At 62.5% G+C, this 21,230-nt stretch carries 19 protein-coding genes; 4 read left to right on the top strand and 15 right to left on the bottom strand.

Annotated elements, in window-relative coordinates; all coding sequences use genetic code 11:
• Positions 1-96: 96 nt before the first annotated feature.
• The 3 genes from HKK57_RS10415 to HKK57_RS10405 are packed head-to-tail and all read right to left on the bottom strand — an operon-like array spanning position 97 to position 5,314.
• The gene (locus tag HKK57_RS10415; protein ID WP_029299540.1) at positions 97-3,147 is read right to left on the bottom strand and encodes an efflux RND transporter permease subunit; all 3,051 of its coding nucleotides are present in this window, start codon (positions 3,145-3,147) and stop codon (positions 97-99) included.
• The gene (locus HKK57_RS10410) at positions 3,144-4,214 is read right to left on the bottom strand and encodes an efflux RND transporter periplasmic adaptor subunit (RefSeq protein ID WP_092232705.1); all 1,071 of its coding nucleotides are present in this window, start codon (positions 4,212-4,214) and stop codon (positions 3,144-3,146) included. Before HKK57_RS10410 ends, HKK57_RS10415 begins: the two co-directional genes overlap by 4 nt.
• Entirely contained in the window at positions 4,211-5,314 is a 1,104-nt protein-coding gene (locus HKK57_RS10405) for an efflux RND transporter periplasmic adaptor subunit (protein WP_070996399.1), read from the bottom strand. The genes HKK57_RS10410 and HKK57_RS10405 overlap by 4 nt, the downstream gene beginning before the upstream one ends.
• A gap of 164 nt (positions 5,315-5,478) precedes the next feature.
• On the opposite strand from HKK57_RS10405, the gene HKK57_RS10400 reads away from it, so the two are divergent.
• On the top strand, positions 5,479-6,639 hold the full coding sequence (locus HKK57_RS10400) for an AAA family ATPase (protein ID WP_169390125.1): 1,161 nt from the start codon (positions 5,479-5,481) through the stop codon (positions 6,637-6,639).
• A 109-nt stretch (positions 6,640-6,748) separates the two neighbouring features.
• Here HKK57_RS10400 and HKK57_RS10395 read toward each other — a convergent pair whose 3' ends face one another.
• From HKK57_RS10395 to HKK57_RS10345, 11 genes are all read right to left on the bottom strand, one after another.
• Positions 6,749-7,615, bottom strand: coding sequence for a transporter substrate-binding domain-containing protein (locus HKK57_RS10395; protein ID WP_029299533.1), 867 nt, complete (start codon positions 7,613-7,615; stop codon positions 6,749-6,751).
• Positions 7,612-8,388 carry an amino acid ABC transporter ATP-binding protein gene (locus HKK57_RS10390; RefSeq protein ID WP_029299531.1) on the bottom strand — a complete coding sequence of 259 codons (777 nt, stop codon included), beginning with the start codon at positions 8,386-8,388 and terminating at the stop codon, positions 7,612-7,614. The genes HKK57_RS10395 and HKK57_RS10390 overlap by 4 nt, the downstream gene beginning before the upstream one ends.
• Entirely contained in the window at positions 8,385-9,044 is a 660-nt protein-coding gene (locus tag HKK57_RS10385) for an amino acid ABC transporter permease (RefSeq protein WP_029299529.1), read from the bottom strand. Before HKK57_RS10385 ends, HKK57_RS10390 begins: the two co-directional genes overlap by 4 nt.
• The gene (locus HKK57_RS10380) at positions 9,025-9,690 is read right to left on the bottom strand and encodes an amino acid ABC transporter permease (protein ID WP_029299527.1); all 666 of its coding nucleotides are present in this window, start codon (positions 9,688-9,690) and stop codon (positions 9,025-9,027) included. Before HKK57_RS10380 ends, HKK57_RS10385 begins: the two co-directional genes overlap by 20 nt.
• A gap of 571 nt (positions 9,691-10,261) precedes the next feature.
• The gene (locus tag HKK57_RS10375) at positions 10,262-11,044 is read right to left on the bottom strand and encodes a MetQ/NlpA family ABC transporter substrate-binding protein (protein ID WP_029299526.1); all 783 of its coding nucleotides are present in this window, start codon (positions 11,042-11,044) and stop codon (positions 10,262-10,264) included.
• A gap of 149 nt (positions 11,045-11,193) precedes the next feature.
• Positions 11,194-12,120, bottom strand: a complete 927-nt coding sequence (locus HKK57_RS10370) for a sigma 54-interacting transcriptional regulator (RefSeq protein WP_029299525.1) — start codon at positions 12,118-12,120, stop codon at positions 11,194-11,196.
• Between the two features lie 50 nt (positions 12,121-12,170).
• On the bottom strand, positions 12,171-12,752 hold the full coding sequence (locus tag HKK57_RS10365; RefSeq protein ID WP_029299524.1) for an alpha/beta hydrolase: 582 nt from the start codon (positions 12,750-12,752) through the stop codon (positions 12,171-12,173).
• A 346-nt stretch (positions 12,753-13,098) separates the two neighbouring features.
• Positions 13,099-13,500, bottom strand: a complete 402-nt coding sequence (locus tag HKK57_RS10360; protein WP_029299521.1) for an ExbD/TolR family protein — start codon at positions 13,498-13,500, stop codon at positions 13,099-13,101.
• 1 nt (position 13,501) lies between these two features.
• Complete coding sequence (locus tag HKK57_RS10355) at positions 13,502-14,227, bottom strand: MotA/TolQ/ExbB proton channel family protein (RefSeq protein WP_029299520.1); 726 nt, start codon at positions 14,225-14,227, stop codon at positions 13,502-13,504.
• Between the two features lie 42 nt (positions 14,228-14,269).
• On the bottom strand, positions 14,270-15,085 hold the full coding sequence (locus HKK57_RS10350; protein WP_169390124.1) for an energy transducer TonB: 816 nt from the start codon (positions 15,083-15,085) through the stop codon (positions 14,270-14,272).
• Between the two features lie 239 nt (positions 15,086-15,324).
• Positions 15,325-16,176, bottom strand: a complete 852-nt coding sequence (locus HKK57_RS10345; RefSeq protein WP_070996557.1) for a LysR family transcriptional regulator — start codon at positions 16,174-16,176, stop codon at positions 15,325-15,327.
• Positions 16,177-16,330: 154 nt separating this feature from the next.
• Between HKK57_RS10345 and HKK57_RS10340 the strand changes: the two genes are divergently transcribed.
• The 3 genes from HKK57_RS10340 to HKK57_RS10330 are packed head-to-tail and all read left to right on the top strand — an operon-like array spanning position 16,331 to position 18,565.
• Positions 16,331-16,945, top strand: coding sequence for an ankyrin repeat domain-containing protein (locus HKK57_RS10340; RefSeq protein ID WP_029299514.1), 615 nt, complete (start codon positions 16,331-16,333; stop codon positions 16,943-16,945).
• Complete coding sequence (locus HKK57_RS10335) at positions 16,942-17,409, top strand: nucleoside deaminase (protein ID WP_029299512.1); 468 nt, start codon at positions 16,942-16,944, stop codon at positions 17,407-17,409. The genes HKK57_RS10340 and HKK57_RS10335 overlap by 4 nt, the downstream gene beginning before the upstream one ends.
• Positions 17,396-18,565 (top strand): CynX/NimT family MFS transporter, encoded by a 1,170-nt coding sequence (locus HKK57_RS10330; RefSeq protein WP_169390123.1) that lies wholly within the window; start codon positions 17,396-17,398, stop codon positions 18,563-18,565. Before HKK57_RS10335 ends, HKK57_RS10330 begins: the two co-directional genes overlap by 14 nt.
• A gap of 272 nt (positions 18,566-18,837) precedes the next feature.
• Here HKK57_RS10330 and HKK57_RS10325 read toward each other — a convergent pair whose 3' ends face one another.
• Positions 18,838-21,186: a TonB-dependent receptor gene (locus HKK57_RS10325; protein ID WP_169390122.1), complete on the bottom strand. Its 2,349-nt coding sequence runs from the start codon at positions 21,184-21,186 to the stop codon at positions 18,838-18,840.
• Positions 21,187-21,230: the final 44 nt, after the last annotated feature.

Raw genomic sequence — 21,230 nt, 5'->3', positions numbered from 1 at the left:
CAGTAAGCCTCACCCAGGTCTATCAGATAGACCGAGATAGCAGGTTTTGGGGCTGCTTCGCAGCCCAACGGGGGTGCCCCCTCGCCACAGTTTGAGTTACGGCGCGGTCTTGGGCTCGCGGATTTTGTACCAGGCCACATACAGCGCCGGCAAAAACAGCAACGTCAGCAAGGTCGCGATGATGATACCGCCGATCATCGCGTAAGCCATCGGCCCCCAGAACACCTCCCGCGCGATGGGGATCATGCCCAGGCTGGCCGCGGCTGCCGTCAGCAGGATCGGCCGACGCCGGTGTTCGGTGGCTTGCACCACCGCGTCCCACGGCGTGTAGCCATCACGCTCATAGGCGTCGATCTGGGTCACCAGGATCACCGAGTTGCGGATGATGATGCCGATCAGCGCCAGGATCCCCAGGATCGCCACAAAGCCCATGGGCGTGCCGGTGGGAATCAGCGCCAGCACCACGCCGATCAAGCCCAGCGGGGCCACACTGGCCACCAGGAACATTTTCTGCACGCTGTGCAACTGGATCATCAGGAAGGTCGCCATCAAGAACAGCATCAACGGCACCACGCTGGCAATCGGGCCCTGAGCCTTGCCGCTTTCTTCCACGGTACCGCCGGTTGCGACCTTGTAGCCCACCGGCAACGCGGCGCTGAACTTGTCGATTTCAGGCTTGAGCTGCTTGACCAGGTCGGTCGGCTGCATCTCGTCGCGCACGGCGGCCTTGATGGTGATGGTTGGCTTGCGATCGCGCCGCCACACCAGCGGCTGCTCCAACTCGTAGCGCACGGTGGCAAAGGCCAACAGCGGGATCGAGGTACCGCTCGGCGTGACAATCTGCAGGTTCTGCAAGGTTTCCGGGGTACCGCGTTCGGCGTCTTCGGCGCGGCCGACCACGTTGATCAAGTAGATATCGTCGTGCACCTGGGTCACGGCCGAGCCGCTGACCACGCTGTTCATCAACTGCGCCACATCTTCGGACGACAGCCCGAGCTGGCGCGCCTTGTCCTGGGCGATATCGACCCGCAGCACTTTGCCAGGCTCGTTCCAGTCGTAGATGATCTCGCCCAGGTGGCTGTTTTTATCCAGCAGTGTCGCCAGTTCGATGGCGTGTTTGCGCACCTGGTCGATGTCCTTGCCCGATACCCGGTACTGGATCGGGCGCCCGACCGGCGGGCCCATTTCCAGGGGTTGGACAAAACTGCCGACGCCCACGAAGTCATCGCGCAAACGTTTTTGCAGGCGCTCGATCAACGCGCCGCGCTCTTCCAGGCCTTTGCTGACGATCACCAACTGCGCGTAGTACGGGTTCTCCAGTTGCTGGTCCAGGGGCAGGTAGAAACGGATCGCACCCTGGCCGATGTAGGTGCTCCAGCGTGCGATGTCCGGGTCGTCCTTGATGATCGCTTCAAGCCGGTCCACCGCCTTGCGGGTTTCATTGATCGAGGCATTTTGCGGCAGGTTGAGGTCGACGAGGATTTCCGGGCGATCGGACGACGGAAAAAACTGGTTCTGCACAAACTGCATGGAAAACACCGACGCCACGAACAGCAGTACCGTGAGGCCGATCGCCCACCAGCGATTGCGCATGGCCCACAACATGCCGCCATTGAAGGCCCGGCCAATACGCCCCGGCTCTTCATTGTGCGGTTTGACCTTGCTGCTGAGGATATGCACGCCAATCACCGGCGCAAACAACACGGCCACCACCCACGACACCAGCATCGCCACCGCAATCACCGCAAACAGGGTGAAGGTGTATTCGCCGGCCGAGCTGGCGTTGAGGCCAATAGGCACAAACCCGGCCACGGTCACCAGGGTGCCGGTGAGCATCGGGAACGCGGTGGAGGTGTAGGCGTAGGTCGCAGCCTGCTCCAGGGTCTCGCCTTTTTCCAGGCGGGTGATCATCATTTCCACGGTGATCATCGCGTCGTCCACCAGCAAACCAAGGGCGATGATCAACGCGCCCAGCGACACCCGCTGCATGGTGATGCCGCTGTACTCCATAAACACAAACACCAGCGCCAGCACCAGCGGGATCGAGCATGCCACCACCAACCCGGCACGCAGGCCGAGGCTGATAAAGCTCACCACCAGCACGATGATCACCGCTTCGAACAGCGCACTGGTGAAGCCGCCGACCGCTTCTTCCACCACCTCTGCCTGGTCCGACACCTTGTGCACGCCAATGCCCACCGGCAGGTCGGCCGTCAGCTCGTCCATGCGCTGGTGCAGCGCCTTGCCAAATTCCTGGATGTTGCCGCCCTTCTGCATGGCGATGGCCAGGCCGATGGCTTGCTGACCGTTGAAACGAAACATCGGCCGCGCCGGATCCACATAACCACGGCTGATATCAGCGATATCCGCCAACCGATAGAAACGATCATTGAGCCGCAGATTGACGTCGGCCAGATCCTTTTCCGAGGCGAATTGCCCCGAGGTACGCACCGAAATCCGCTCCGGCCCGGCCTCGATCACCCCGGCCGGGGTCACCGCGTTCTGCGATTGCAGGCTCTGCACCACCTGGCGCTGGTCGATCCCCAGGGCGGCCAGTTTGCGCGTGGAAAAATTCAGGTAAATCACTTCGTCCTGCTGGCCGATCATCTCGACCTTGCCCAACCCCGGCACAGCCCGGATCTCGGCGCGCACCTGCTCGACGTAATCGCGCAACTGGCGCATCGACATGCCGTCGGCGGTAAAGGCATACACCGAGCCAAACACGTCACCAAACTCGTCGTTGAACGAAGGCCCCTGCAAGCCCTGGGGGAAGGTGCCGCGGATGTCGTCGATCTTCTTGCGCACCTGGTACCAGATCTCGGGGATCGCCTTGGCGCTGGTGGTGTCCTTGAGGAACACGAAAACCGTGGACTCACCGGGCCGGGTGTAGCTTTTCACATAGTCCAGCGAGTCCAGTTCTTCGAGCTTTTTCTCGATGCGGTCGGTGACCTGCTTGAGGGTTTCTTCCTGGGTCGCGCCCGGCCAGCGGGTCTGGATCACCATGGTCTTGATGGTGAAGGACGGATCTTCCTCGCGCCCCAGGTTCATGTAGGAAAACACGCCCATCAGCAGCGCGACGAACATCAGGTACCAGACGAAGGACTGATGCTTGAGTGCCCAGTCGGATAAGTTGAAGCTCCCTTTCATCGCGGGCTGTCCTCGTCGGTTTTGACTTTTTGTCCGGGTTTGAGGCTGTTGACGCCGGCGCTGACCACACGCTCCCCAGGCTGCACCCCGCCGTTAAGCACGACACGGCTGGCATCGCGGCTGACCAGGGTTACATCACGGGGCTGCACGCTCTGCTGCTGCGTATCGATGACCCAGATACGGGCCTTGCCTTCGACATCCTGCACCGCGCTGGCGGGCAACTCGATACGCGGGGCGATGGCCGAGCTCAGGGTCACGCTGATCGCCGTGCCCAAGCGGAACGCCGGCGGCGTCTGGGCCAGGGTCAGGCGTGCGCGCCGGGTGCGGGTTGCACTCTGCGCCTGGGGCTCGATCTCGCGCACGGTGGCGGTGGTGTTGATGCCGGGGTCCAGCTGGCTGGCCACCAGAAACACCACATCGCTCGGCAGGCGCTCGGCGAGGCCGGCGGGCAGGTCGATCACCGCTTCCTTGATATCCGGACGGGCCAGCGTCACCACTTGCTGACCGGCACTCACTACTTGGCCGGCCTCGGCATTCCAAGCGGTGACGATGCCGCCATGGTCGGTGCGCAACTCGGCGTAGTTGAGCTGATCCCTGGCCTGGTCCACCGCCGCCTTGGCCTGGTCGAGTGAGGCCTGGGTGGTTTTCAGGTCGGTCTGGGCAACGTCCAGTTGTGCCTGGGCGCCAACACCACGATTGAACAATTCCTGCTGGCGACGGGCATTGGCCTGGGCATTGATAAATTGCGCCTGGATCCGCGCCAGGTCGCCCTGGGCGGCGCGCAGCTGGTTCTGCTGGTCAGTGGGGTCGAGCACCGCCAGCAGGGCGCCCTTGTCGACTTCGGCGCCCACATCGACCGCACGCCGCGCAATGCGCCCCGGCACCCGGAAGCCCAGGTTGCTTTCATAGCGCGCCTGGATACTGCCGGCGAAGCGCCCAAGGTGCTCCTGGTCTTCGGCTTTTACCTCGACCCAAAGCACCGGGCGCACCGGTTCCGGCGCCGGTTCTTCCTTGGAACAGGCGATCAGCAACAGGCTGCTGGCGAGGATCAGCGTCTGGCGCTTCATGGCTGCACTCCCTGGGCCTGGGCCTGGTCCGGCGCCTGGGCGATCTCCACTAGCATGCCCGGATGCAGCAATTGCCCACCGGCCACTACGACGTTTTCGCCGCCCTTGAGGCCATCGCCGATGATCACCTTACCGGTCAGGTAGCGGGCGACGGTGACCTTGTGCAGTTGCGCCTTGCCGTCGCCATCCACCAGCCACACGGCGGGCTCGCTTAGATCCTTGGTCAACGCGGCCCAAGGCAGCTCGATGCTGGCCTTGGCTTGCCCGTTGGCGGTGGCACTGACCACCGAGCCCAGTTGCATGCCCGTGGGCAAGGCATCCAGGGCGATCTTCACCTGCACGGTGCCGCTGTTGGCCGCAACGGCCGGGGTCACTTCACGCACCCGGCCCACGGCCTTGATGCTCGGGTTATCCAACAAGCTGACGGTGATCGGTACATCCGGCGCAGGTTCGGCCAGCAGCGACTCGTAGACGTTGAACACCGCGTCGCGCTCGCCATCGCGGGCCAGGCTGAAGATCGGTACGGTGGCCTGCACCACCTGGCCCACTTCGGCCTGGCGCGCGGTAATCACCCCCGGCGCTTCGGCGATCAACGCCGTATAGCCCAACTGCTCGCGGGCATTGGCCAACTGCGCCTGCGCGGCAGCCAGGGCGCTTTGACTGCTGCGCAATGCAGCCTGGGCGGCATCGTATTCACTGCGGCTGGTGTAGCCCTTGGGCAGGAGTTTTTCCTGGCGCACAAAAGCCGCCGCTGTCTGTTTGACCCGTGCCTGTTCTGCCACCACCTGGGCCTGGGCGGAATCGACATTGGTCTGCAAATCCTTGGGATCGAGCTTGGCCAGCACTTGCCGGGCCGTCACGCGGTCGCCGACATCGACCATGCGCTGGATAATCTTGCCGCCCACGCGAAATGACAAATCGGTCTGCACCCGCGCCTGGATATCCCCGGTGAGGGTCACCGCCGCTGCAAAATCGGTCGGCTGCACCGTTTGCACAAACACCCTGGAATGGGCCTTGGGCTCAGGTTTTTCCTGGCCGCAGCCGCTCAGCAGCACCAGCAGGGCAACGCTACAAATAACTGTTGAGGTGGGACCGCCCATGCAGACTCCTTTCGCGTGATACCGACGTGCCAGTGTGTATGCGACTGTGAGCTTAGTTCAGGGTTCCACCTTCGCCTATGGGAATTGCGCGACGTCGCCTGATCGCCGGCAAGCCGGCTTCCACAGGGTAAGATGGCAGTCCATGCCGGCCGGGAACGCCCCTGATGCTGAAAACCTTAGCGGTGGCCAATTACCGCTCGATCAATAAATTGGTGGTACCGCTGGATCGGCTGAACCTGATCACCGGCCCCAATGGCAGCGGCAAATCCAACCTGTACCGCGCCTTGCGCCTATTGGCAGAAACCGCCCAGGGCGGCGTGATCAATGCGCTGGCCCGCGAAGGTGGCCTGGACTCGACGTTCTGGGCTGGCCCCGAAAGCATCAGCAGACGCATGCTCAATGGTGAAGTCGCGGTGCAAGCCAGTGTGCCCCACGGTGCCAAGCGGTTGCGCCTGGGATTTGCCGGGGACGATTTCAGCTACGCGATCTCCCTGGGTTTGCCAGAGCTCAGCACGTCATGTTTTTCCCTCGACCCCGAAATCAAGAAAGAATGCATCTGGGCCGGCCATGTCTACCGTCCCGCAAGCCTGCTGGTGCAGCGCTCCGGGCCGATGGTCCGTGCCCGAGACGGGCGGGCCTGGGATGTGCTGGCCCAGCACACGCCCAACTACCACAGCCTGTTCGATCAGGTCGGCAGCCTGCGCGGCTCGCCGGAGGTGCTGATGCTGCGCGAAAGCATTCGCGGCTGGCGCTTCTATGATCACTTTCGCAGCGACGCCAATGCACCGGTACGCCAGCCGCAGTTGGGCACCCGTACACCGGTCCTGCATCACGACGGCCATGATCTGGCGGCAGCGTTGCAGACCATCCGTGAAATCGGCGATCCCCAAGCATTGCAACAGGCGGTGAGTGATGCGTTTCCTGGCGCGCGCTTGCATATCGCGCCCTTGCAGGGCGGGCGTTTCGCCATTGAGTTCTATCAGGAAGGATTGCTGCGCCCACTGTCAGCGGCGGAGCTCTCGGACGGCACCTTGCGCTACCTGCTGCTGATCGCCGCGCTGCTGACGCCACGCCCGCCAACGATGATGGTGCTCAACGAGCCGGAAACCAGCCTGCACCCGGATCTGCTGCCAGCCTTGGCACGCCTGATCATCCAGGCATCCAAGCAATGCCAGGTGTGGGTGGTGTCCCATGCCAGCCGCTTGATCGCGGCGCTGCAGCAGGATGAGGGGTGCAATTCGATTGTGCTGGAGAAGGTGCTAGGGCAGACACAGATTGTGGGCCAGCGGGTGTTGGATGAGCCGGCTTGGCATTGGCCTCAGTAGGCGGCGCCTGTACTGCCGCCATCGCGGGCAAGCCCGCTCCCACATTTGGAATGCATTCTCCTGTGGGAGCGGGCTTGCCTGCGATAGCGGTGGAGCATTCAGTACAGGATCAACCCTGCCACTTACCCCCCTCAACAATCACACTCTCAGGCTTGGTGTCATCGCTCAGTTCTTTACGCACGTACTGGTCATACAGCTTGAGCAAGAACTTCTCTTCACCCAACTTCGCCAACTCGGCATTCACCCAGTCGCGCAGTTCGATATTGCCCTTCTTCACCGCCGGCGCAATCGGCGCTTCATCACCCAGCTTCTCTTCAAGCACACGGTAGCCCGGGTTCTGCTTGGCCCAGCTGAACAGCACCAGGTTGTCTTGCGCATAGGCATCGCCACGCCCAGCCGACAGGGCTTGCAGCGACTCGGAGTTTTTCTCGAACTTGAGCAGTTTCCAATCCGGGTGGTTCTTGGTCAGCCAGATATCGGCCGTGGTGCCGGTGGTGACGATGGTGGTGCGGGTCGCCAGGTCGTCGAGGCTTTTGACCACGCTGTCGTTAGGCACCAGGGCCTGGACCGCGACTTTCAGGTTGGGGTTGGTGAATTCCACCGCTTCCTTGCGCTCGGGGGTCACGGTCATGTTGGCCAGGATCAGGTCGACCTTGTCGCTCTGCAGGAACGGGATGCGGCTGGCCGGCTCCACGGCCACGAACTCGACCTTGTTTTCGTCGCCCAGCAGGTCCTTGGCAAACTGGCGGCCGATGTCGGTATCAAAACCCACGTAGCGCCCGGCTTCATCAACAAAGCCAAACGGCGGCTTATCGGTAAATACGCCGACGATCAGCTTGTCGCGAGCTTTGATCTTGTCGATATAGCTCACCGCCGCCGGCGCGGCAGCGGCGGGTTTGGCCGGTTCTTCGGTTTTGTTGCAGCCGGCCAGTAAGGCGAGGCCGAGCAGCGGCAGTAACAACTTGGCAGTTTTCATGACAGCTCCAGTTCCTTGATTTTCTTGGGCAGTGTTGAAACAAACGAGAATTTCTCGAGGAACTGCTGCGCGCGTGCGGTCTGCGGGTTCGTAAAGAAGGCCTCGGGGGTGTTGTGTTCGAGGATGCGGCCGGCCTCCATAAACACCACGCGGTCGGCGACGGCGCGGGCGAAGGCCATTTCATGGGTGACGATCAGCAGGGTCATGCCATCGCGCGCCAGGTCCTGGATCACCTCCAGCACTTCCTTGACCATTTCCGGGTCAAGGGCGGCGGTGACCTCATCAAACAGCATGACCTGGGGGTTCATGCACAACGAGCGGACGATGGCGATGCGTTGCTGCTGACCACCGGACAACTGGCGCGGAAACGCATCGCGCTTGTCGGCGAGCCCCACCCGCTCCAGCAGTTTTTCGGCCTGATGACGGGCCTCGCGGGGTTCGCGTTTTTGCACTTTCAGCGGGCCCAGCAGGATGTTGTCGAGCACGCTCATATGGGGGAACAGGTGATAACTCTGGAACACCATGCCCACGTCCTGGCGCACCTGGCGCCAGTCGGTGTGCTTATCCAGCAGCTCTTTGCCGGCCAGCCGCAGGCTGCCGCTGTGGGCCACTTCCAGGCCGTTCAGGCACCGCAGCAAAGTGCTTTTGCCGCAGCCGCTGGGGCCGAGGATTACCACTACTTCGCCGCTTTGCACACTCAGGTCGATGCCGTTGAGCACCTGCTGTTCGCCGAAGAATTTATTGAAACCCTGGAACTCGATCAATGCGCTCATGCTTGGGCCCAGCGCCGTTCCAGCACCTTGGAGGCGGCCGACAACGGGTAGCAGATAAAGAAGAAAAACAGGAACAGCGCGCCGTAGATCAATACCGACTCATAAGTGCGCTCGATGATTTGCTGGCCGACCTTGATCACATCCACCACGCCGATCAGCACCGCCAGGGAGCTGGTCTTGATGATCCGCGTGTAGACGTTGATGGTCGGCGGCGTCATGCGTTTGAGCGCCTGGGGCAACAGCACATAGCCGTAGAGTTGCGGCGCCGACAAACCAATCGACAGCCCCGCCTCCCGCTGCCCACGTGGCAGCGAATGCAACGCGCCGCGCACCACTTCGCCCACTTCACTGGCGCCCCACAGCGACAGCACCAGCACTGCACACCAGAAACTGGGGATGCTCAGGCCGGTAAAAATCGGCAGGCCAAAGAACAGCAGATACAGCCACACCAGCACCGGAATCGCGCGGAACAACTCCAGGTAAATGCGCAGCAGCAGGTTGATCGCACGCACATTCAACGTGCGCAGCACCCCATACGCCACCCCGCCAAGGGTGCTGAAGGCGATGCTCAAAAACGAAATCGACAGGGTTTGCGCAGCGCCCTTGCCCAGTTGCGGCAACGACACCCACAACAACTCAAGACCCGAACTGGCCATGCTGGAGCCTCCTTTCCAGGCGGCTGAGCAGCAGCGACAGCGGCAAGAACAACAACACGCAGATCAGCGTGAGCACGGCGAGCATCTCGTAAGTCTTGTAGTAGAGGGCGATGTAGCTTTTGGTGGTGTAGAGAATCTCCGGCACCGCCACCGCCGAGACCACAGTGGTCTCCTTGAGCAGGAAAATGAAATTGGCGAACAACGCCGGCAGGCTGAGGATCCCGGCCTGGGGCAGGATCACATGGCGCAGCAGTTGCCAGTCGGACAGGCCGATGGACTTGCCCGACTCGATCTGCGCCAGCGGCACCGCCTCCACACCGGCGCGCAGCACTTCGGTGAGGTAGGCACCGCCCAAAAAGGTCATGGTGATAATCGCCGCCCAGAACCCGGAGATATTGAAACCCAGGGCCGGCAAGGCGAAGTACACGAAGAACAGCTGGATCAGCAGCGGCGTGTTACGCGCCAGCTCCACATACAACGCCACCAGGCGCGACAGGTAGGGCGTGCGGAACACCAGCAAGGCTGAGTTGATCAGCGCCACCAGCAGCGAGGTGCCGATGGCGATCAAGCCCACTTGCAGAGTCACCCCAACGGCCTTGAGAAACGCCGGCAGGGTGCTGAGGATAAACGCGTAGTCAAAAGTCATTTCAAGTCCTGGGCGCCGCAGGGGTAATGCGGCGTAAACGCAGTCCGGTCCAGCGTGGGTAACGCCGGGAAGCGCTGACTTTAAAGGTATAAAAACCAAAATTTAAATACCGAAATAGCATATTGATATCACCCAAAAAGCTAACCGGTGGATTCGCCGGGTTGGCAGGTGACAGCTAAGGTTCTTGGGCGTGTAGGAAGGGTCTTTTTTTCAGCGCTGAACGACAGGGATGGGCAGCGCGTGGCCAGACTGAGGGCCATTTAATCAGCGAGGGAATGACAGATGAGCGAAACCAAACCGATCGACCCGCAGGACTTGGTGAAGTGGTTGGTGGCGTTGCGCCGGGCGATCAACAGCCGGGATTAACAGGCATGACACCCACCCATGTGGGAGCGGGCTTGTGTGGGAGCCGGGCTTGCCCGCGATAGCATCACCTCTGTGTCACTGACACACCGAGGTGCCTGCATCGCGGGCAAGCCCAGCTCCCACAATTTTGGCCATCATTGCCCAATAAAAAACGCCGACGCTGTATCAGCCGTCGGCGTTCAAACCTTGAAGGGGGTTTGGGCAATCAGAACGCTGGGACCACCGCGCCGCTGTATTTCTTCTCGATGAAGGCTTTGACTTCCGGGCTGGTCAGGGCCTTGGACAGCTTCTGGATCGCGACGCTGTCCTTGTTGTCTGGACGGGCCACCAGGAAGTTCACGTACGGCGAATCGGACGATTCAATGATCAGCGCATCCTTGGCCGGGTTCAGGCCGGCTTCCAGGGCGTAGTTGGTGTTGATCAGGTCCAGGTCAACCTGGTCGAGGACGCGGGGCAGCAGGGCCGATTCCAGTTCCTTGAACTTCAGGTTCTTCGGGTTGCTGGCGATGTCTTTTGGCGTGGCCAGGGCATTGGTCGGGTCTTTGAGAGTGATCACACCGGCCTTCTGCAGCAGCAACAGGGCGCGGCCGCTGTTGGAGCCTTCGTTGGGAATGGCAACAGTGGCGCCATCTTTCAGGTCTTCGATTTTCTTGATCTTTTTCGAGTAGCCACCAAACGGTTCAACGTGCACGCCAACGACGGTGACCAGGTTGGTGCCTTTACCCTTGTTGAAGTTTTCCAGGTACGGCAGGGTCTGGAAGTAGTTGGCATCCAGGCGCTTCTCGGCCACTTGCACGTTCGGTTGCACGTAGTCGGTGAAGACCTTGATTTCCAGGTCCACGCCTTCTTTGGCCAGGGTCGGCTTGATCAGCTCAAGGATCTCGGCGTGGGGCACTGGAGTGGCCGCGACCACCAGTTTTTCGTTGGCTTGAGCGATGCCGGCAGTCAGGGCAGCCGCCAGTGCGGTGAACAACAGAACCTTTTTCATGCAGTGTCCTTAATCGAAAATCCGGGGCGTCGGTGACGACCACTTCTTATGGGGGTGCCAGCGATGTGCTATCGCGGCGTGGGATGGACAATACCGATATTTTTTATTCCCGAACAATACCTTTTATTCACTTTGATATTCCATTTTGCTCATACAGAGCCCAACCCCCCAAACAGACGCGTCAACGCTGCGCGCTCGATTTCGCTGCCGTTGCTCAGGATCTGTCGCACCTGATGCTCAATCTGCGCCACCGACACCACCGGCAGGTTCAAGTGCTCCGGCAAGATCTCATCGCCGCTGCTGACCAGCAGCGCAAAGTGGATCACGTTCTCCAGCTCGCGGGTATTACCCGGCCAACTGTGCTGCTCCAGCACGCGCTGCGCGTCCTCGCTGATCAATGGCACCGGCAGGTCCAGGCGCTGGCTGTAGATACCCAGGAAGTACTCGGCCAACGACAGGATGTCACCCACCCGCTCGCGCAGGGCCGGCAGTTCCAGTTGGCCTTCGCTGAGGTAATGGAACAGGCGCTCATGGAACTTACCCACGGCCACGGCCTGGGCCAGGTCGATGCTGGTAGCGGCGACCAGGCGCACGTCCACCGGGCTCGGCTGATGGGCGCCGACACGGGTGACTTCGTGGTTTTCCAGGGCGGCGAGCAGCTTGACCTGGATCGGCAACGGCAGGTCGCCGATCTCATCGAGGTACAAGGTGCCGCCGTTGGCCGAGCCGAACCAGCCAGCCCGGCTGCTGGCCGCGCCGCTGTGGCTGCCGGCGGCATAGCCGAACAATTCAGCATCGGCATAGGTCGGGCTGATGGCGCCGCAGTTGACCGACACAAACAGGCCGCTGCGGTCACTGCCGCGATGGATATGGCGCGCCAGCAATTCCTTGCCGCTGCCGGTTTCGCCGCGAATCAACACGGGCAAGGCTCGCGGGGCCAGGCTTTCGAGGTCTTCGCGCAGCTGTCTTGAACGGGGGTCGACAAACACCAGTGCCTTGGCGCGGATGCTCAGGGGGCTTTTTTCGGCGTCGGGGAAGGTCAGCAGTGGCTGGCCAAAGGTTTCATGCAGGCTCATGGCAGGCTCCCGCCCCAATTCCACTTAAGGGACGGGGCGTTGAAAAGGTATTAGGCGCGGCGCCGGGAGTGATGCTCCAGACGGTTTTGCAGGCGATAGAGATAGGCGAAACCCTGCTCCCAACGCTGGTGGCCGGACTTCACGTTGATATGCCCGGCCCCCGCGAGAATCCCGGCTTCAGCCCCCCAGTTACGCGCCAGTTCCAGGGCCCGAGGGGCACTGACGGCGCTGTCGTTGTCGGAGCTGACGATCTGGCTGGGGAACGGCAACAGGTCGCGGGGGATCGGCGCAAAGTTGCGCAAGGCAGGCGCACACGCCGGGCGCTCGACATCCGCCGGGGCCACCAGCAACGCACCGCGCACCTGACGCAAGAACTGCAACGGCGCGCTGGCCGCCCAATGCGCCACGGTGATGCAACCCAGGCTATGGGCGATAAGGATCACCGGAGTGCTGTCGGCCGCAATGGCTTCGGCCAAGGCCGCCACCCAGTCTTCACGGCGCGGGGTCAGCCAGTCGGCCTGCTCCACGCGAGCGCTGTTGGGCAGGCTGTTCTGCCAATGGGTTTGCCAATGATCTTCTGGCGATCCTTGCCAGCCCGGCACGATCAGGTAACGGATCAACTCGCTGTGCATGGGTGTGCCCTCCTGCAGCGTTTAACGTTGCTGACCAGTATAGGGACGGGGCATATATTCGTTAAGGAATAAGAAGCTATTTGTTAATAACCAAAAACACAGCCCCATCAATCAAATAATGTGGGAGCGGGCTTGCCCGCGATGGCGGTGGTTCAGGCAATGCACGGGCATCTGACACACCGTCATCGCAGGCAAGCCAGCTCCCACATTTATTTTGTGGTGTATCCAACCGACAAGCCCGCTCGCCACAGGCAAAAGCGGCATCAACTGACCACCGCTATCCCAGGCAAAAAAAAGGCCGCACCCTGCCAAGGAGACGGCCAAAAAATTGTCGAGGCTTTTGACACTAACGCGCAGTAATCACCGACAGCTTGGTAATCCCCGCTCGCTCAATCGACGCCATGGCCCGAGCCACTTCGCCATAATTCACACCATCGTCAGCCTGCAGTTGTACCCGCACCTCAGGGTCCTTCGCCTTGGCGGCCTGCAGGTTGAACTCCAGCAGGTCCGGCTGGATTTCATCCTTGTTGATAAACACCTTGCCGGCACCGTCGATGCTCACCACCAGCGGGTCTTTCTGCTCCACCGGGGCCACGGCCTCGGTCTTGGGCAGGTTGATCGGAATCGCGTTGGTCAACAGCGGGGCGGTGACGATAAACACCACCAGCAGTACCAGCATCACGTCCACCAGGGGCGTGACGTTGATCTCACTGAGTACCTCGTCGCTGTCTTGGGTAGAGAAGGCCATATCAGGACGCCTCCTTCACTTTTTGCGCGCTGCCCTGGGCGGCGTTTTTATGCAGCGCCGGGTGGACCAGCACGCGGAACGAGTTTTTCTGCGCCAGGCTGTAGAAGTCATGGGCGAAGTCGTCCAGGTCGGCAGCCGTGAGCTTCAGGCGACGCAGGAAGTAGTTGTAGACCAGCACCGCCGGCACGGCGACGGCGATCCCCACACCGGTCGCGACCAGCGCCGCGCCGATCGGGCCGGCCACGGTTTCCAGGCTGGCGGAACCGGCAGCGCTGATCCCTTTCAACGCTTCCATGATCCCCCACACGGTGCCGAACAGGCCGATAAAGGGCGAGGTGCTGCCGATACTCGCGACCACGGCCAGGCCGGTTTCCAGGGAGCGCCGTTCACGCACGATCTGCTGGCGCAGGGCACGTTCGAGGCGGTCCTGATGGTTGATCGCCTGGCTCAGGTCAGCGGCGTGCGGCGCATCCCCCACCTGGATCGCGGCGTAGCCAGCCTGGGCCACACGGGCGGCGGCGCCGGGATGGGTTTCGCTCAGCTCGGCGGCCGAATCCAGGCTCGACGCCGCCCAGAACTGTTTGTGGAACTTGCGATCCTGAGCCTTGAGGCGGGCGAACTGCACGCCCTTGAGCAGAGCCAGGCCCCAGGTGGCGACGGAAAAAACCACCAGCAGCCAGATCACCGCGCTTTCGATGGATTCAAGTGGAGATGCCAGTAACGTCATGATGTGTACCTCGGTGTAAGCGATAGGGTGTCGAGCAAAGGCTCAATGAATCTTGAAATCGATGGGCACGCTGACCCAGCCATCCTGTGCCACGTCGCCCTGCTTGGCGGGCACGAAGCTCCAGCGCTTCACGGCGCTGAGTGCGGCGTCGTCGAGTTGCTGGCGACCGCTGCTCTTCTGCACCTGGATTTCACCGGGCTTGCCGCTGGCCAATACATGCACCCGCAACAACACAGTGCCTTCCCAGCCACGGCGCTGGGCCAGTGATGGGTACTCGGGTGCCGGGTTCTTCAGGTACGCGGCGTTGGCCGAAGCAGGTGTTACCGGTGCCGGCGCAGGCGGGGCTGGCGTGGGCGCCGGTGGTGCCGGCTGGGGTGGCGCGGGCGGTTGTTCGATGGCTTTTGGCGCAGGCTTGGGTTCGGGTTTGGGCACCGGTTTGGGCTTGGGCTTGGGGATCGGCTTGGGTGGCGCCGGCTTGGCCGCCAACTCATCCACCACAGGCGGCGGTGGTTCCACGACCGGCGGCGGTGGCGGCGGCGGTACAGGCGGCGGCGGTTCCACCACCGGTGGCGCCGGCTGGGAAAACTCGATGGTCATTGGTGGAATTTCCGGCGGCACAATCGGCAGCACCGGCACCGGTTTCTGGCTGACCCAATAGATCACCGCGCCATGCAGCGCCAGTGCCAACAGGCCCAATAAAATGCCTTCACGGCGGCTCAAGATCCCCTTGGGGGTTTTCTGCAACCGCAACTGCCCCAAGGGCGCGCGGTGCGGCCGGCCAAGGTCGACCAACTCACCACTCGGTGCCTGGCGCCACAGCGCCTCATGTGCACTGGCGGCGGTCTGGACATTGCCCATTGATTCACTCCCTGCTGTCTTCAGCGAAAAAACCGACGGGCCTGCGGGGGCGACCGTCGAGAGCTGAATCATCGGGGGCAGACGCTTATCTCTTAAAGTAATCTTTAAAGTTATACATAGACCGAACAGGAATATGAAAACTCAGCCAATCCAGCAAAGCCACGCCCCACGCGGCCTGGCGGCGAGGGGCAAAATCATGATGCTTTGCCGGCATGCAAAATATTCCTCAAAGGCATGGCTCAGCGCGGGTTGGCCTCGCATAAATCCCATAATTGACGCTGCAGGCTCTGGCCCGCCGCCCCCATCCCACTGCGCCCATACAGCGCCAGCCGCACGCCCTGCACCGCAGGTAAACCACTGTCGGCGCCGAGCACCACGTGCCCGGTCTGCACCACCCGCTCCGGCAACAGGCTGATACCCAACCCCGCCGCCACCGCAGAACACACACTGGCCAGGCTCGCGCTGGAATAGCCAATGCGCCAGCGCCAGCCACCCACCTCCAGGTGCTGGAGCATTTCGTTGCGGTACAGGCCGCCCACCGGGAACGCCACCAGGGGCAATGGGTCACGGCCCAGCGCCGGCATGCGGCGGCTGTCGACCCAGCACAACGGCTCCGGCCAGGAGGCCAGGCAGTCATCGCTGTCGCCCATCTGCTTGACCAGCAACACATCGAATTCGCCGCCGCGATACTGGCGCAGCAGCGCCGGCCCCAGGCCGCTGGTGACCTCCAGGCGTACCCGTGGATAGGCCACGACAAACGCCGAAAGCAATGGCATCAAGCGCTCGGCGGCGAAGTCCTCGGGCACGCCCAGGCGTAGCACGCCATCGCTCTGCTGGTTGATCAACACATCGGCGGCTTCTTCGTTCAGCGCCAGGATGCGCCGCGCATAGGCCAGCAGGCGCTCACCCTCGACCGTCGCCACCACCCGGCGCTGATCGCGGTCAAGCAAGCGGCAGCCGACGCTGTCTTCCAGGCGGCGCAATTGCTGGCTGACGGTGGATTGGGTGAGGTGCAGGCGTTCGGCGGCGCGGGTGAAATTGGCGCAGTCGACGACGGCGATAAAACTGCGCAACAGCACGGGATCGAACATGAACACCACCATCGTGTTTGCCACTGGTTGGCATGGTTATATTTAATTTCAGAATACCCCAGGCGGTGGCCATACTTCCCGTTCATTGCACTGAAACGAGGTTCCCATGGCATGGCCTACTCCTTTCAAAACCGCCGTCCTGGCATTGGGGTTGATGGTGGCAAGTAACAGCATGGCCGCCGATAAAGGTTTGCTCGACGCCGTGCGTGCCGGGCAATTGGCGCAGGTCGAGCAACTGCTGGCCAAGGGTGCCGATCTGGATACCCGCGCCATCGATGGCAGCACGCCGCTGTTGCTGGCCACCCAGGCCAATCGCGTCGATATCGCCCGCGCCCTGATCGAGGCCGGGGCCGATGTGAACCGCAAGAACCTGATGCAAGACAGCCCTTACCTGCTGGCCGGCGCCAGCGGCCACAATCAAATCCTGGCCATGACCCTGGCCCATGGCGCCGACCTCAAGAGCACCAATCGCTACGGCGGCACCGCCCTGATCCCGGCGTGCGAGCGCGGCCACGTGGAAACGGTGCGCCTGCTGATCGACGCCGGCGTCGACGTCAACCACGTCAACCGCCTGGGCTGGACCGGGCTCATGGAGGCCATCGTGCTCTCGGATGGCGGCCTCGCCCATCAGCAAATCGTCGCCATGCTGATCGGCGCCGGTGCCAATGTGAACCTGCCCGACCGCGACGGCATCAGCCCCCTGCAACAGGCGCAAAAGCGCGGCCAGGTCGCCATCGCCAAACTGCTGCAAGAAGCAGGTGCCCAATGAGCCCACAACACGATCAAGCCTGGCTGCAACGCGCCGTCGCCCTGGCGCAGGACAACGTGGCCCGGGGCGGGCGGCCGTTTGGCGCCGTGCTGGTCAAGGACGGTGCTGTGCTGGTGGAGGCGGTCAACCAGATCCACCTCGACCAGGACCCCACCGCCCATGCCGAAATGCTCGCCATCCGCCGTGCCAGCCAACAGCTCGGCCCACGCCTTGAAGGCTGTGTGATCTACGCCAGCGGCCAGCCGTGCCCGATGTGCCTGGGTGCCATGTACTTGTGTGGCGTGGCCCGCGTGGTGTTTGCCGCGAGCAATGAAATGGCCGCGCCGTTCGGGCTGTCGACTGCCGCGGTTTACCAGCAGATGAGCCTGCCGCTGACCGCCCAGCAACTGCCCGTCGAGCACCTGCCGATGCCGGCCATGCAAGCCCTTTACCGTCAATGGAAGACCCTGCATGACCCTGAATAAATCCCTCGCCGGCTGGGGCCTGCTGGTGGTGCTGGGCCTTAACCTGCGGCCGATCCTCAGCTCCATCAGCCCGTTGCTCGGGGAGATCCGCCTGGCTACCGGCCTGAGTTTCCAGAGCAGTGCCTTGCTCACCAGCCTGCCGGTGGTGTGCATGGGGCTGGTGGCGCTGGTGGGCATCCGCGTCGAGGCGCATTTGGGCGAACGACGCGGGATCGCCCTGGGCTTGATGATGATCCTGCTCGCATGCCTGGCGCGCTGGCTACTGGGCCAGGCACCGGCACTGCTGGCCACGGCGTTGCTGGGCGGGGCCGGTGTGGCGCTGATCCAGGCGCTGGTGCCGGCGATGATCAAGCGCCAGTTCCACCAACGGGTGCCCCTGGCGATGGGAGTGTATTCAGCCTCGTTGATGGGTGGCGGTGGCTTGGCGGCGCTGCTCAGCCCGCTGGTGGCCAGCCATTTCCAGAATTGGCAGGCCGGCCTGGGCATCTGGCTGCTGCCGGCGCTTGGCGCGTTGCTGCTGTGGGCGTGGCTGCCATTGGGCGCGGCGAAAAACCTGCAAGTGGCGCCGCCGCTCCAGGGCCTGCGCAACCGCCGCGCCTGGTTACTGGCACTGTATTTCGGCCTGGTGAACTGCGGGTATATGAGCATGGTGGCGTGGCTGCCGGCGTACTACCAGCAACTGGGTTGGGGCGTGCTGCCCAGCGGCTCGCTGCTGGCGTTCATGACGATTTTCCAGGTGATTGCCGCGCTGTTGATGCCGGCGCTGGCGCAACGCGGTATCGACCGCCGGCCCTTGCTGACCATCAGCCTGCTGGCCCAGACCGTGGGTTATCTCGGCCTGCTGTGGGCGCCGCTGCAATACCCACACCTGTGGGTGGCGCTGATCGGCTTCGGCCTGGGGGCGTGCTTTGCCCTGAGCCTGCTGCTGACCCTGGACCACCGCCGTGACCCACGGGAAGCCGGGCAACTGGCGGCATTCGTGCAGGGCGTGGGCTTCTTGATCAATGCCGTGTCGCCCTGGATGACCGGCTGGCTGCGCGAACTCACCGGCAGTTTTGTCAGCGCCTGGGCGGTGTTGACCGTGACAGTGATCGCGATGCTGGTGGTCACCCGGGTATTCAGCCCAGCCACTTACCGCAGCACCGCCGCTTGCTGATTGTGTAGGAGCGAGCTTGCTCGCGAAAAACGTCAACGATAATGCGCAGAACCAGGTTAACCGCGTCGTCTGGGGGTTCTTCGCGAGCAAGCTCGCTCCTACAGGTGATTGTTGGCTAGAAGTCGTAGCGACCGTCACCACCCAAAAAGCGGCTCGCTGATTTTGTAGGAGCGAGCTTGCTCGCGAAAAACGTCAACGATAACGCGCAGAATCAGGTTAACCGCGTCGTCTGGGGGTTCTTCGCGAGCAAGCTCGCTCCTACAGGTATGCACTCAAAAATCGTAGCGGCCGGTCACGCCCAGGGTGCGCGGGGTGCCCAGTAGCCCTTCATAGCCACCGTTGCCGCCTGTCCACAGGGTGGTGTAGTAGGTTTTGTCGAAGGCGTTTTTCAGCCATAACGACACATCCCATTGACCCTGCTGGAAATCGCCACGCAGGCCGGTGGACAGGTTGACCAGCCCATAACCGGGAATCTGCCCATAGTCCGAATCCTCGACTGTGCCCACCGCCTTCGAACGATAGGCATAGCTGGCGGTAACGTAGGGTTCGAAGCCGTTATCCAGGTTCCATTTGTATTCGCCGTTGGCGTTGGCAATCCACTTCGAGGCACCCACCACCTGGTGCCCGCTGAGGTCGCACGAGGCCGGTGCGCCAGGGCGCAGGCTGACTTCCGGTGGGCATGGCGCATCTTTGTACGACAGGTAACGCACATCGTTGAACGAGCCGTTGAGGTTCAGCGTCAGGCCACGGATCGGCACCAGGGTGCTTTCCAATTCCACGCCACGGGAGCGTACGGAGCCGGCATTGGTCAGGTACTGCACGCGGTTGCCGTAGTCGTAGGCATTGGTCTGGTAGCCATTGACCTGGGTCCAGAACAGGTTGGCGTTGAGTTGCAGGCGACGGTCCCACAGGGTGCTTTTAAAGCCCAGCTCGGCGTTGTTGGCGCGCTCGGTGCCGATCAACAGTGAGTCCGCACCAGCGGTCGGGGCCGAGCCTACCGCCAGGTTGACCCCACCGGATTTCTCGCCATGGGACAAGGTCGCATAGCCCAGCACGTCATCGCTAAAGCGATAACTGAGGTTCAGCAAACCGGACGGGCTGGTGCTGTACTGGTTGAGGTCGCCGGAGTCATACGCGCCCGTGCGCCCATTGCGCGCAGTGGCCGCCGCGCCACTTACGGCTGCGCCCCCCACAGGTGCATTGCGGCTGACCCAGGCGCTTTTTTCTTCATAGGTGCCGCGCAGGCCGGCAGTGAAATCCAGGCGTTCGGTCAGGTGCCAGGTGCCTTGGGCGAACAGGGCAAAACTGTCGGTGCGGATATGCCCGTTGCCGATGCTGGTGACATTGCTCAAGGCCCCGGTCGGCGTGCCGTTCCAGATATCAGCCTGGGGTCCGTAGTAGGCGAAGGATTTGTTGTCCAGATCAGAGCCGAAGTAGTAGGCGCCCACCACGTAATCGAAGAACCCACCGGTCGGCGACGCCAGGCGAAATTCCTGGGACCACTGTTTATCTTCCACCGACACGCCAGCGTTATACGAGGCCGGCACGTTCAGACCATCGTCGTTGCGCGGGGTGAAATTCCACCAACGATAGGCGCTGACCGACGTCAAGGTGAAGTCGCTGGGCAGGGTCCAATTGGCCTCCAGCGAGGTACCGCCCTGGAACACCGTGACACGCTGGTCGTTGTCCAGGTTGACCTTGCGGTGCGCGCCGTTGACCAGGGTCGCCCCGGCTGCATCCGCCCGCGACTGGTAGAGGTTGGTGCCATTGATGGTCGGCCCGGTGCTGTACAACACGCGGGTGCCGGCGCTGGAGGCCTCTTCGTTGTAGTCGCCGATCCAGCGCAGGTTGAAGGCCTCGTTGGGCTTGTACAGCAGTTGCCCACGAAAGCCCTGGCGTGAACCGCCGTTGAGATCGTGGCCGTTGTATTCGTTCTTGATATCGCCATCGCTGCGGGTGCGATAGGCAGAAAAGCGCCCGGCCAATTCATCGTTGAGCGGCCCGGAAATCGTGCCCTTGGTCTGGAAATAGCCGTCTTCGCCCACCGACGTCTCGATGCTGCGCTCCGGAGTAAAACTCGGCGCGCGGGTGCTGATATTGATCACCCCGGCTGTGGTGTTCTTGCCGAACAGGGTGCCTTGCGGGCCGCGCAAGACTTCAAGCTGCTCGATATCCATCAGGTCGAATACCGCCATGCCCGGGCGCCCGAGGTACACGTTGTCGATGTACAACCCGACACTGCCTTCCAGGCCATCGCTGGCCGGGTTATTGCCCAGCCCGCGAATCGACACGCTGGACTGGCGCGCATGCATGTAGGCGACGTTGACGCTGGGCACCAGTTGCTGCAAGTCCTGGATCCGATAGACCCGCTGGCTCTCCAGGGCCTGGCCGCCGATCACGCTCATCGGCGTGGGCACTTCCTGGGCGCTTTCGGTGCGGCGGCGGGCGGTCACGGTGACCGTCTCCAGTTGCCCGCTGGCGCTCTCGCCCTTGGGCACCAGGGCGGGGGTTTCGGCGGCCTGGCTCGGCGTCCAGCCGGCACTGCCCGCCAGCAACAGCGCCAGGGGCAGGCGTTTGAGCCGCCAGAGGGAGGACGGTACAACGGGCTTCGACACACTCATAAGCGGCTCCGGTCGTGCGGAATATGTACAGCCACATATTCCAT

The sequence above is a fragment of the Pseudomonas sp. ADAK21 genome (genome assembly GCF_012935735.1).
Classification (GTDB): Bacteria; Pseudomonadota; Gammaproteobacteria; order Pseudomonadales; family Pseudomonadaceae; genus Aquipseudomonas; species Aquipseudomonas proteolytica.
Note: the sequence above shows the minus strand (reverse complement) of the source record. Positions and strands in the feature narration are given on the sequence as shown.